13 protein-coding genes are annotated in these 12,521 nt (G+C 42.6%); 6 read left to right on the top strand and 7 right to left on the bottom strand.

What is annotated here, in order from left to right; all coding sequences use genetic code 11:
• Positions 1-94: 94 nt before the first annotated feature.
• The 5 genes from glnG to typA form a co-directional block, all read right to left on the bottom strand.
• Positions 95-1,507: a nitrogen regulation protein NR(I) gene (glnG, locus tag AAEZ02_RS01340; protein ID WP_101033109.1), complete on the bottom strand. Its 1,413-nt coding sequence runs from the start codon at positions 1,505-1,507 to the stop codon at positions 95-97.
• A 36-nt stretch (positions 1,508-1,543) separates the two neighbouring features.
• A complete protein-coding gene (glnL, locus tag AAEZ02_RS01335; RefSeq protein WP_101033108.1) occupies positions 1,544-2,581 on the bottom strand; it encodes a nitrogen regulation protein NR(II) in 1,038 nt (345 codons plus the stop codon).
• A gap of 139 nt (positions 2,582-2,720) precedes the next feature.
• The gene (locus tag AAEZ02_RS01330; RefSeq protein WP_101033107.1) at positions 2,721-3,245 is read right to left on the bottom strand and encodes a DUF4124 domain-containing protein; all 525 of its coding nucleotides are present in this window, start codon (positions 3,243-3,245) and stop codon (positions 2,721-2,723) included.
• Positions 3,246-3,377: 132 nt separating this feature from the next.
• Positions 3,378-3,689, bottom strand: coding sequence for a pyrimidine/purine nucleoside phosphorylase (gene ppnP / locus AAEZ02_RS01325; protein ID WP_124013175.1), 312 nt, complete (start codon positions 3,687-3,689; stop codon positions 3,378-3,380).
• A gap of 427 nt (positions 3,690-4,116) precedes the next feature.
• Positions 4,117-5,928, bottom strand: a complete 1,812-nt coding sequence (typA, locus tag AAEZ02_RS01320) for a translational GTPase TypA (RefSeq protein ID WP_101033105.1) — start codon at positions 5,926-5,928, stop codon at positions 4,117-4,119.
• 479 nt (positions 5,929-6,407) lie between these two features.
• Here typA and glnA point away from each other — a divergent pair, with 479 nt between their 5' ends.
• From glnA to AAEZ02_RS01305, 3 genes are all read left to right on the top strand, one after another.
• Positions 6,408-7,817: a glutamate--ammonia ligase gene (gene glnA, locus AAEZ02_RS01315; RefSeq protein WP_101033104.1), complete on the top strand. Its 1,410-nt coding sequence runs from the start codon at positions 6,408-6,410 to the stop codon at positions 7,815-7,817.
• 288 nt (positions 7,818-8,105) lie between these two features.
• A complete protein-coding gene (locus tag AAEZ02_RS01310) occupies positions 8,106-8,642 on the top strand; it encodes a type II secretion system protein (protein ID WP_124013177.1) in 537 nt (178 codons plus the stop codon).
• 218 nt (positions 8,643-8,860) lie between these two features.
• Complete coding sequence (locus tag AAEZ02_RS01305) at positions 8,861-9,331, top strand: Lrp/AsnC family transcriptional regulator (RefSeq protein WP_124013178.1); 471 nt, start codon at positions 8,861-8,863, stop codon at positions 9,329-9,331.
• 100 nt (positions 9,332-9,431) lie between these two features.
• Here the strand turns inward: AAEZ02_RS01305 and AAEZ02_RS01300 are convergent, their stop codons facing one another.
• Positions 9,432-10,079, bottom strand: a complete 648-nt coding sequence (locus tag AAEZ02_RS01300; RefSeq protein ID WP_101033101.1) for a DUF2959 domain-containing protein — start codon at positions 10,077-10,079, stop codon at positions 9,432-9,434.
• 47 nt (positions 10,080-10,126) lie between these two features.
• Complete coding sequence (locus AAEZ02_RS01295; protein ID WP_351121655.1) at positions 10,127-10,351, bottom strand: hypothetical protein; 225 nt, start codon at positions 10,349-10,351, stop codon at positions 10,127-10,129.
• 105 nt (positions 10,352-10,456) lie between these two features.
• Between AAEZ02_RS01295 and AAEZ02_RS01290 the strand changes: the two genes are divergently transcribed.
• The 3 genes from AAEZ02_RS01290 to AAEZ02_RS01280 are packed head-to-tail and all read left to right on the top strand — an operon-like array spanning position 10,457 to position 12,465.
• A complete protein-coding gene (locus tag AAEZ02_RS01290; protein WP_101033099.1) occupies positions 10,457-11,422 on the top strand; it encodes a virulence factor BrkB family protein in 966 nt (321 codons plus the stop codon).
• A gap of 60 nt (positions 11,423-11,482) precedes the next feature.
• The gene (dtd, locus tag AAEZ02_RS01285) at positions 11,483-11,920 is read left to right on the top strand and encodes a D-aminoacyl-tRNA deacylase (protein WP_124013179.1); all 438 of its coding nucleotides are present in this window, start codon (positions 11,483-11,485) and stop codon (positions 11,918-11,920) included.
• A 50-nt stretch (positions 11,921-11,970) separates the two neighbouring features.
• Positions 11,971-12,465 (top strand): thioesterase domain-containing protein, encoded by a 495-nt coding sequence (locus AAEZ02_RS01280; protein WP_124013180.1) that lies wholly within the window; start codon positions 11,971-11,973, stop codon positions 12,463-12,465.
• Positions 12,466-12,521 lie beyond the last annotated feature (56 nt).

Here is a 12,521-nt window from a genome sequence, read left to right as displayed (position 1 = left end):
TTAGTGGATAAATATTCTAATCCTCTTGGTTATTTGCATGATTATGTGATGAATAAACGCGATAAACTATACTATTGGAGATAATGTTCACTTGTTAGTCCATTGACAGTTCTTTCAATTTACGGGTTAGGGTATTACGCCCCCAACCTAGACGCTTAGCGGCTTCTTGTTTATGGCCTTGGGTATGTCTTAGGGCTGTTTCAAGTAAAATACGTTCAAATTCAGGTTGAACTTCAGTTAATAAATCACTTTCACCAGCAGCAAGCTTTTCATCAATCCAATCGGTTAATGCGGTCTGCCAATCCGTTGCCCCAGCCGATTTTTGTTGAGCACTGATCGGATCTTTAAGTAATTCAGGAGGCAAATCTTGCGGTAAGATTTCTTGTCCAGAGGCCATTACGGTCAGCCAACGGCAAGTGTTTTCCAGTTGGCGAACATTGCCTGGCCACGGTAAATTGGCCAGTTTTACCGCGGTTTCTTTGGTGAGTATTTTTGGCTCAACGCCAATCTCTTTCGCCGCGGTGTTTAAAAAGTGATTGGCGAGTTGGGCAATGTCTTCACGGCGTTGCGATAACGGCGGTAAGTGCACTCTGATCACATTGAGGCGATGAAACAAATCTTCGCGGAAGGTGCCTTTTTGCACCAGCACCTCAAGATTTTGGTGGGTTGCAGCAATAATTCGCACATCGACTTGCACGGCTTGATGACCACCGACACGATAGAATTGCCCATCGGCAAGCACGCGCAATAATCGGGTTTGTACATCGATTGGCATGTCACCAATTTCATCTAAAAATAGGGTGCCACCATTAGCTTGTTCAAAACGACCTTGGCGCACATTAGCGGCACCGGTGAACGCACCTTTTTCATGGCCAAAGAGTTCTGATTCAATCAAATCTTTTGGGATAGCGGCCATATTTAACGCGATAAACGGTTTTTCTTTACGAGGACTGTGTTTATGCAATGCCCCTGCAACTAACTCTTTACCCGTGCCTGATTGGCCATTAATCAGCACACTAATCGATGAACGTGATAACCGACCTATTGCACGAAATACTTCCTGCATGGAGGGGGCTTCACCAATAATTTCAGGGGTTTTTATCGTTGTATCAATAACGGGTTGTGGCGTTTGTTCGGTTGCATGAGTCAGTGCACGCTCAACTAAATTAATCGCTTCATCAATATCAAATGGTTTGGGCAAATATTCAAATGCCCCCGCTTGATACGCACTCACTGCACTGTCTAAGTCTGAGTGGGCGGTCATGATGATCACCGGGATATGCGGGTAATGCAGTTGTAAGCGATCAAGCAAGGTTAAACCGTCAGTACCCGGCATACGGATGTCTGACACAATAACTTGAGGTTGTGATGCTTCTAAAGCTTGCCATAATGATTCTGCAGCAGCAAAACTGGCCGTTGATAGCGATGCGCCTTTAAGGGCTTTTTCGAGTACCCAACGGATCGAACTATCATCATCGAGGATCCAAACTTGTTCACTAATGTTCATGTTACTACCTCATTCTGCCTACAAAGGGCATGCTAGTTATTGTAATGGCAGGTTAATAATAAATTCGGTATGGCCTGGTGCCGAAACACAATCAATGCGACCGCCGTGTAATCGGGCAATGTTATGTGCAATGGATAATCCTAACCCTGAACCCTCGTCACGACCGGTGACCATAGGGTAGAAAAGGGTATCGATTAACTCGCAAGGAATACCGGGGCCGTTATCAATAATGGATAAGGCAAGTACTACTTTATAACGCTGTGTCCCAATGGTGACCTGATGTTGGGTGCGAGTCCGAATGACAATATCACCGCCACAGTGTTCTAACGCTTGTATCGCATTTTGGACAATATTCAATACTGCTTGCTGCATTTGATCTGGGTCCATCTGAATATCTGGAATCGATGGATCATAATCTCGTTTTAAGCAGATATTGTCTGGTAGTGCCATTTCGACTAACTTAAGCACTTTTTGAATCACTTGATGGATATTGTGTTCAGCATGTTGCGTTGGTCGTTGTGGGCCAAGTAAACGGTCGACTAAATTACGCAATCTATCTGCTTGTTCGATAATCAGACTGGTAAATTCTTTTAATTCGGGCGAGTCGAGCTCTCGCGATAACAACTGCGCAGCGCCTCTAAGGCCGCCCAGTGGGTTTTTAATTTCATGGGCTAAGTTACGTACCAAAAACTGTGCAGCTTGCTGTTGGGCGTCCATATTAAGCTGCTGATGAATGCGCCGTTGTTGGTCGACTTGACGTAGTTCTAAGATGCTGAGGTTATTGTCATTTTCAATAGGCATCAAGGTGATATCAATAGTGTGGTGCTGACCATCTAGGGTAATTAATGCGGCGGTATTGACCGTGAGTCCTTGGCCAGCATTAATGGCATCGCGTAGTAATTGTGGATCAACCCCCATGAGTTGATAAAGCTCGGGAAGCGTCTGTTCGAGTAGCTTATGATTACCGACTCCCAATAATTGTGCGGCCGCGGCATTGGCATAGCACGGCTTGAGCTCGTTATTAATAACAAGCACCGCGGTGACTAAATGATTGAGAAGGTTATTTGTGTCCATTAGCCGTCCTAGTATAAGGTTGCACCATCATGATGCACCACATTGGTGCATTACACAACCCGGTACACACAAGCACTCTCTAAGATAAAAAGCCAGAAATAATCTTGTAAGCTAATGAATGAAATGGTTTTTATCTTAACTATTTAGACTTTTTTGCAGGTCCAAATACTGATGCTTGGTGAAGGAATATCTTTCTAGGAGAGCTTGATGCAAGGACTTTGCCGCTTTGTGTTACAGCATTAACAACAAGAGAATGTTCACCTCGATTAATGCCCGTTAATTGGAACACTGGCGAAACTTGTGGTTGAGCAATGATGACCCCATCGATTAATAATGTCAGCAACACCCCTCGAGGTAACTCGGGCGCAACGCTAGCAGACACGGTAAAATTACCGTTATTATCACGGACAGTGGCTTCTTGTTGAGGGGAGGTAATCGAGATAGTGTAGTTAATTTGAGTTTCTGTTGTAGGCGTTACATTGAGTTTTTTAGGTATATTAATCGTTATATTATTTTGCGTGTTTTCATTTAGATCAATAGCTTCAGCATTATTTTTGGGTTCATCTGAGTAATGCACTTTGCCATTTTCATCTACCCAACGGTATACCGTCGCAAGGCTTTGGGCACTCAATAATAGTAAACCAATAAGTATGATAAGGCGCATGATGCACTCCATAAAACGATAGTTTCAATAGAGTAGACGTTTTTAAAGAAAAAATCAGCTTAAACTGTTTTGATTAAGCTGAATATAAGCGGGCAATATTAAGCCGCTATTGTTTATTTAGGTGCAACAACACTAGATGTATTGGCAGCAGTATTCTGAAATTTGTGCCGTACGGAGACTGAAGCTCACGTTTGGTGCAAGTTCAAACTGGCTGCCTGTAGCGTATATAACCCACTCAGTTTGACCCGGTAATAACACGTCAAACTCGCCAGAAATGACCTGCATTATTTCGCCTTGAGCAGTGGAGAACTCATATTCACCAGGCAATACAACACCCAGAGTTTGTTTACTTCCATCTGCTAACACTACGCTTCTACTGATCACTTTACCGTTAAAATGTACATTGGCTTTTTTAGCGACGCTTACCTGTTGCAACATACTCATATGTTCTCCCTAAAAATGATATTGATTTCAATCTATCTGCGTTTACGTAAAATATCTAGTTAAATATTTTCATCTTGTATCGCTAGAGTCGCTTCGCTGCTAGGGCGGACTGCGTCCTGCTAGAGTCGCTTCGCTGCTAGGGCGTGACTTCGTCACTGCTAGTGTCGCTTCGCGGTTAGGGCGTGACTTCGTCACTGTTAGTGTTGTCGCTTCGCTGTTAGGGCGTGACTTTGTCACTGCTAGAGTTGCTTAGCTGCTAGGCTGTTGACTTTATAGCCTCTAGCCGCGAAGCGTACTAGCAGCGCAGCGTTCTAGGCTCTTTCGCTTTTAGCCTGTATATACTAGGCAACAAAAAGCCCAGATGCAGGCATCTGGGCTTTTTAGGTATCAAGAGTAGCAAATGTAATCTGCTACAGTTTAATACTGATTAACTGCGGTTATGACGCTTACGTTCGTTTTCAGTTAAGTATCTCTTACGAACACGAATATTCTTAGGAGTCACTTCAACTAATTCATCATCATCGATGAACTCAAGAGCTTGCTCAAGAGTCAGTGTAATCGGAGTCGTCAATACTTGCGCTTCATCAGTACCTGATGCGCGCATGTTAGTTAGCTGCTTACCTTTGAGACAGTTTATTGTCAAATCGTTAGAGCGAGCATGGATACCAACTACTTGACCTTCATACACTTCAGCCGCGTGGCCAATAAACAAACGACCACGGTCTTGTAAAGTAAAGAGTGCGAACGTTAGTGACTTACCTGTTCCGTTTGAAATCATTACGCCGTTAGCACGTTGACCAATATCGCCACCTTTGTGTGGACCGTAGTGATCAAATGAATGATAAATTAGACCAGTACCCGATGTTGAGGTTAAGAACTCAGTTTGGAAACCAATCAAACCACGGCTTGGGATAATAAAGTCAATACGAACACGACCTTTACCATCAAGCTGCATATCTTTCATTTCAGCTTTACGAATACCTAATTTTTCAATTACGGTACCTTGATGACCTTCTTCAACGTCAACCGTTACTGTTTCGTAGGGTTCATGTAGCTCACCATCGACGGTTTTCAGAATAACTTCTGGACGCGATACAGCTAATTCGTAGCCTTCACGACGCATGTTTTCAATTAAAATCGATAAGTGTAATTCACCACGACCTGATACACGGAAACGATCTGGACTGTCAGTTTCTTCAACACGAAGTGCGACGTTGTGAACTAATTCAGTCTGTAAACGCTCAAGAATGTTACGTGAAGTCACATACTTACCTTCTTTACCCGCGAACGGAGAAGTGTTTACTTGGAACGTCATTGTTAGTGTAGGTTCATCAACAGTTAACGGCGGCATTGCCTCTACGGCACCCACTGCACAGATAGTGTCAGAGATCTTAAGCTCGCCTAAACCGGTAATCGCAACGATGTCACCCGCATTGGCAATGGCAACTTCATTACGTTCTAGACCCATATAACCTAATACTTGGCCCATTTTACCGTTACGAGTCTTACCGTCAGCGCCAATAATAGTCACTTGTTGGTTAGTCTTAACGTTACCACGGGTAATACGGCCAATACCGATAACACCCACGTATGAGTTATAATCGATTTGAGAAATTTGCATTTGGAACGGCGCTTCCGCATCCGCGTCAGGGAAAGCTACTTTCTCAACGATAGTTTGAAACAGCGGCGTCATATCATCGCTAGCTACATCTGGATCTAACGTTGCAAAACCATTTAATGCAGAAGCATAAACGATTGGGAAATCTAATTGTTCGTCAGTGGCACCTAAGTTAACGAATAAATCGAATACTTGGTCAATAACCCAATCTGGACGAGCACTTGGACGGTCAATTTTGTTGATAACAACAATTGGCTTAAGGCCTTGAGCGAAGGCTTTCTTGGTTACAAAGCGAGTTTGTGGCATTGGACCATCAACTGCGTCAACCAACAATAATACTGAATCGACCATAGATAGAACACGTTCTACTTCGCCACCGAAATCGGCGTGGCCAGGAGTATCTACGATGTTAATACGGTAGTCGTTCCACTGGATGGCAGTATTCTTTGCCAGAATGGTGATCCCACGTTCTTTTTCAAGATCGTTAGAATCCATAACCCGCTCAGTAGCTTCTCCACGAGATGCAAGGGTTCCTGACTGCGCCAACATTTTGTCTACCAGGGTTGTTTTGCCATGGTCAACGTGGGCAATAATGGCGATGTTACGTAAATTCTCTAGCACGGATAAACCTCTAAACCATCAAAAAAAAAAGGGAGCTAACAGAAGCTATTTATTATTACAGCTACTGTAAAAAAGCGTGCCATTCTACTTCACAGCAGCTTTTGTAGATAGGATTATTTTTGAACACATGTAAATCTTTCGTTTACTAAGCCTCAAAAAACAGTATAAAACGTTTATATATTAAACATAATCGAGGTGTGATGCAAAATGTGGCATGATTAAAACACCAGCATTAACATGACGCACTATTATGGACTTTTGCACTATGATGAAACATAGTAATGCACGTCATTGGTGCAAAATCATAATTTAGAAGATGAGGGAACGTTCTCATCTTCATAAAATCAACTAGTTAACGAACTGGCATGAATATCGCTTCACTGCTGTTATTATGTAAATATTCGTTTTGCAGATGCATCATCTGGCGAATACCAAGATTATATTAAGGGACAACCCTTTACCCTACCGGAGGCTTGAGAATGTCAGTTGAATCAGTTTTAAAACAACTAGAAGAGTTAGAAGTTAAGTTTGTAGACTTACGCTTTACCGACACTAAAGGTAAAGAGCAGCACGTTTCTATCCCATCTCACCAAGTAAATGAAGATTTCTTTGAAGACGGCAAAATGTTTGACGGTTCTTCAATTGTAGGTTGGAAAGGCATTAATGAATCTGACATGGTGTTAATGCCAGATCCAACGACTTTTGTGTTAGACCCTTTCACGGAAGAAACGACCGCACTTATTCGTTGTGATATTTTAGAACCGGGTACCATGACAGGTTATGATCGCGATCCTCGTTCTATTGCCAAAAAAGCCGAACAGTATCTTATTTCTACTGGCATTGCTGATACCGTATTGATTGGTCCAGAGCCTGAATTCTTCATATTTGACGATGTCCGTTTTGGTACTGATATGTCAGGTTGTTTCGTGAAGATTGACGCTAAAGAAGCTTCATGGAACTCAGCTAAAAGCTATGAAGAAGGCAACACCGGTCATCGTCCAATGGTGAAGGGGGGTTACTTCCCAGTTGCGCCAGTTGATTCGTCACAAGACTTACGCTCTGCAATGTGTTTAGTACTTGAAGAAATGGGTCAAGTGGTTGAAGCGCATCACCACGAAGTGGCCACAGCTGGTCAAAATGAAATCGCAACACGATTCAATACATTGACTAAGAAAGCTGACGAAATTCAAATCCTTAAGTATGTTGTTCATAACATGGCTCATGCTTATGGCAAGACAGCGACATTTATGCCAAAACCAATCGTGGGTGACAACGGCAGTGGCATGCACGTGCATCAGTCTTTAGCTAAAGACGGGGTAAACTTATTCGCTGGTGATAAGTATGCTGGTTTGAGTGACCTTGCGCTTTACTACATTGGCGGCATCATTAAGCATGCTCGTGCATTGAATGCATTCACTAACCCAAGCACAAACTCTTACAAGCGTTTGGTACCGCATTTTGAAGCGCCTGTGATGCTTGCATATTCTGCACGTAACCGCAGCGCGTCAATTCGTATTCCAGTGGTACCAAGCCCTAAAGGTCGTCGTATCGAAGCGCGTTTCCCTGATCCACATGCCAACCCATACTTAGCGTTTTCGGCATTGCTAATGGCCGGTCTTGACGGTATTCAAAACAAGATCCACCCAGGTGAAGCAATGGACAAAGATCTGTATGACTTGCCTGCTGAAGAAGCGGCTGAGATCCCACAGGTTGCGACTTCATTAGAAAACGCACTTGAAAATTTACAAGCGGACCATGAGTTCTTGACTAAAGGTGGCGTGTTCAGCGAAGACTTTATCCAGTCTTATATTCAGCTTAAAACAGCAGAATCTGAACGTGTAGCGCGTACGACTCATCCGCTTGAGTTTGAAATGTACTACAGCTTGTAATTCTTGAATCGAATTGCATAGGCAAGCAAGTAATAGAAAAACCCGGTAATTGATTATCGGGTTTTTTTGTTTCTGAGCTAAAAAAGATAACAAGTTTATTAAGTTGTTGTGGCGGCGGTTGCATTTATAGACAGATGTGCATAATGTATTGCCGATAGAAAATAAGCTCCTTTTATTCACCTAATTAATCGACTTAGCTCGCCTACTAATCCGAGTTGAGGTTAACTAACGTTATAAAAGGGATATAGAGACAGTATCCTATTTGGCTTAAGGAAATTTGGGTTGAGGGTGACAAGCGTAGTAAACCATGGGCATTTTTCGTGGCGTAAACAGCAAGGTTTTACCTTAATAGAACTTGTTGTGGTAATTATTATTTTAGGCATTCTTGCTGTTATGGTCGCGCCCCAATTTATAGGGTTAAAAAGCAATGCTTATGCGAGCACGATGCAAGGCGTAGCTGGTGCAATTAACAGCAGTAAAACATTGGTTTATTCAGCTTGCACAATCAGTACTGATTGTGATGAAACGGCGGCAGCAGGTACGGGTAATGGCCTTGGTAACAGTCTGATTGTACTGGGCCAATCAATCACCTTAGCTTATGGATATCCGCGCCATACTGGTGCTGGAATAGCTCGAATGACCAATATTGCCGACATCAGTGATGGTGGTGAGTTTATTTTAACAACCTATACCGATTCTGGACGTTCAGGTCTTCGTATTCGGCCTAACGCAGAATATGCCGCCAATAAATGTGAAATTCGTTATTCCCAGCCTCAGGCCGTGGGTCAAACTCCGCTAGTTGAAGTGTATATTGATCAGTGTTAGCGCCTGCTAAACTCAGACATATAGTTACTTTTATCTCTATTATTGTGACGCTATCAATGTGATTGTGGTTGATGTTGTGCAGTTTCTAGACTCTATAGAGCAAAAGTGTGACAGACCATCTCATTGAATAAATTGATAGTGTGGTAAATTTGTAGAGGATTTCACTCATAAATATGATATTTATAACACTAATCACTCACTAAAAAGCGACTTGTTCAATGGATAAGAAAGACCTCAAGCTATTAGAAATCTTACAACGTCAGGGCCGAATGGCTATTTCTGAATTAGCCGATAAGGTTAATATGTCAGATACTCCTTGTTTACGACGAGTAAAAAAGCTTGAACAAGATAAAGTGATTTTGGGTTATGGTGCGCAGGTTGATCCTCTTAAAGTGGGGTTGAATATTGTGGTTTATACCTCGGTACGCTTAACAGAACATACTGATCAGTCGACAGCATTATTTGAATCAACCATGGCACCACTACCTCAAGTGATGGAATGTGCTGTGATAACCGGAGCCTATGATTATTTGCTCAAAATAGTCGCCAAAGACCTAGTTTCCTATGAACAATTTATCAAGAAATCACTCGGTAACCTCAAGTTTGTCGCCAGCATTGAAACTACAGTGGTTTTGAAGCAAATATTTAGCCGTACGGCTTTACCTGTGGACCAGTCGCCGATTGACTAAGCACATTACTATAAATCCCCAAAAGCAGCTCCTAGGCCGTCATAGACTATAACAGCATAGGTTACCGCTAAGGGCGTTACTTGATATAGGTAGGTAAGGTTTAACCTTGTTCCATTGAGGCAATAAACTGATTCGATTCGGCAATCGATTTGTTCATTTCGTTAATCAGGCTGGAAATATCCGTCTGTAAATTGGCAAATTCGCCTTTAATTGCGCCAATGGCTTGTGCGTTTAGGTTATGTTTTAAATACAGCATATTGTCTTTCATCGCGGTTAAAATCGGTGGCATTTTGGCTTCTGCCCGACGCATACTTTTGACTAGCGAGTAATATGACCGCTTGGTCTTGTTGAGCGTATTGGTGCTGTTACGGCGTAAACTGGCTTTACTTATCTCTTCGATTTCAGTTTGCCATTCGTCAAATAATGCTTCAGCGACATCTTCAACTTTTTCAATACGGCGACTGACTTCATCTGCCGCTGACTGCGCAGATTCATACTCATCTTTTGCTTTGTTATAGGCATCGTCTAAATCACCACCATCAAACGCCAATAGAGCCTGCATTTCTTCCAAAGCAGAACTAAATTGCTCCTGAGCTTCTTGTTGCGACTCTTTAGCACTTTGCACTCTATCGACCATGATGTCGCGCTTGTGATAGCCAACTTTTTCCATTGCACCGTAATAGGCACTTTGACAGCCGCTCAACAGTAAACTGCTACTTAATAGCGCCAGTGATATCCATTTTTTCATCAATGTGTCTCTTTTATTGTCTGAGGCGAAAAGTGACCTCGTTGAGGTTAACTGCCTGATTTAAATTTTGCTGCGTCGATGATGCTCCATAAATGGAATAAACCACCGATAATGGCTGGGATGACCAACACAAAAAAGAAATAGCAAACGGCAGTAATGCAGAAGAATAACAAAGCCGCTAAAATACGCCCTTGTAAAAGCTGACCTAAGCCCGGGGAAAAAAAACTAGCGACAGCAGCGAGCACATTGCCCGCCGAACCTTGTTGTGACATCAATTTGCTCCATTGTTCGATGACTAATATGTTATAACATTGTACGAAGTTAGTGACTGAATACAAACGTTATCTCCCCTAACGTGGCAAGAAAGAAGGATTATTATGCCCAAAAAGTTTGATTACAGCCCGATTGTGGCTTTTTTTAGCGGGGTTTGGCAGTTTCTACGCCATCTCAAACAACGGCTTACTGAAGACCAAATCAATATACGAGCAGGTCATTTGGCTTATGTGACCTTGTTGTCACTGGTGCCTATGGTGGCCGTTACTATGTCTATGCTATCTGCGTTTCCGGTGTTTAAAGGCATTCGCGGTAATATTGAAGGATTTATTTATAATAATTTTATACCTGCTGCGGGTGATACGGTTCAAGTGCATATTAATGAGTTTGTGGCCAATGCATCTAAAGGGACCTTTGTGGGTATTGTTGCGTTAGTGTTCGTTGCCATTATGCTGATTTCTGCTATCGACAAAGCACTGAATAACATTTGGCGGATCACTGAACAGCGCTCTTACGTGGTGTCATTTTCGATGTACTGGATGGTATTGACGCTTGGCCCTGTTCTTATTGGTGCAAGTTTGCTGGCAACCTCATATGTGGTGTCATTAGAGGTGGTGACGGGTAGTGAGTTGTCTGGATTAGTTCCGAGGATTATTGAGCGTCTGCCATTGCTGTTTTCTGTTGCATCGATATTGCTTTTATATATGGTCGTGCCGAATAAGAAAGTGCATTTTTTACATGCCTTATTGGGGGCCATTGTTGCGGCGGTATTATTTGAAGCGGGTAAAAAAGGCTTTGCGTTTTACGTGACTCAATTTCCGAGTTATGAAGCCATATATGGTGCGCTGGCAGTGATCCCTATTTTGTTTGTATGGGTGTATTTATCGTGGATTATTGTATTACTTGGGGCAGAAATTACTGCGGCATTACCAGAATATTTAGGCAGTTTGGCTGTTATCGCTGACGACCTAAAAGCCGAAATATTTACTGAGCCTAAAGATGATCATATTAATAATGTGGATGATCAGCGGGTGGTGAGTAAATCGGTATCGTCATCTGATAAGTATTAGGAGTGATCGTGATTAGTTTATCCAATAATTGTCACCCAATAGTCTATTTTTAGGGCCGTTATGATTGCATTAATTCAACGTGTTAAACGCGCATCCGTCTCGGTAGATAGCACGATAGTCGGCAAAATTGACCAAGGCTTGTTAGTATTACTAGGTGTAGAGCGTGAAGATAATATTGAGAAAATGGTTAAGCTAGCCACAAAAGTCATTCGTTATCGGGTGTTTAGTGATGAAAATGGCAAAATGAATCTTAATCTGGCACAAGTCGCCGGACAGTTACTGGTGGTGTCACAATTTACCTTGGTAGCCGATACCGATAAAGGCTTAAGGCCCAGCTTTTCGAGCGCAGCAACCCCTGAGCAAGCCGATCGTCTCTATCAGGCGTTTGTGGACTATTGTCGTCAACAAGGGGCCATTACTGAAACCGGCCAATTTGGTGCAGAGATGCAGGTTGAGTTGGTCAATGACGGTCCTGTGACCTTTAATTTACAAGTATAAAGTGTATCTGTTGTGTATGGTCCACTCGTTGTCATCAGAGGGATATTGCTATGTTCGATTTGTCATTGACCGAAGCACAATCAGATGCCGAGGTCAGCGCATTATTACAGACTTTGTGTGAAACTTGGCACAATACCATCCCTGCCAGTAAGTTTATGCAGATTACACCAGTATTGTTTAATGGTGATAGCTTACAGGTCACAGCGCCTATTGCTCCCAACATTAATTTACATCACACCATGTTTGCGGGCAGCATCTATACCTTAATGACATTAACCGGATGGGGAATGGTGTGGTTACAGCAGCAATTATCTCAAGCACATGGCGACATTGTATTAGCTGATGCGAAAGTAAGGTATTTAAAACCGGTTACTAAACAGCCTTATGCCAAAGTCATTTGGCCTTATACCGATTTGACTCCATTAACCCGTGGTCAGCTAGTGAAAATCACCTTAGAAGTGGCTCTGTATTGTGATGAGATTATGTGCGCCACGTTTACCGGACAATTTGTATCGTTTCCGCCAAAGATTGTTAGCTCAGAGTAGATAATTAATGGACGGGTATTACTTTCTGTTTTATCGAACGTAACTGCAAAATTATT

Source organism: Shewanella sp. T24-MNA-CIBAN-0130 (assembly GCF_040310185.1).
GTDB classification, from domain to species: Bacteria; Pseudomonadota; Gammaproteobacteria; order Enterobacterales; family Shewanellaceae; genus Shewanella; species Shewanella psychromarinicola.
Note: the sequence above shows the minus strand (reverse complement) of the source record. Positions and strands in the feature narration are given on the sequence as shown.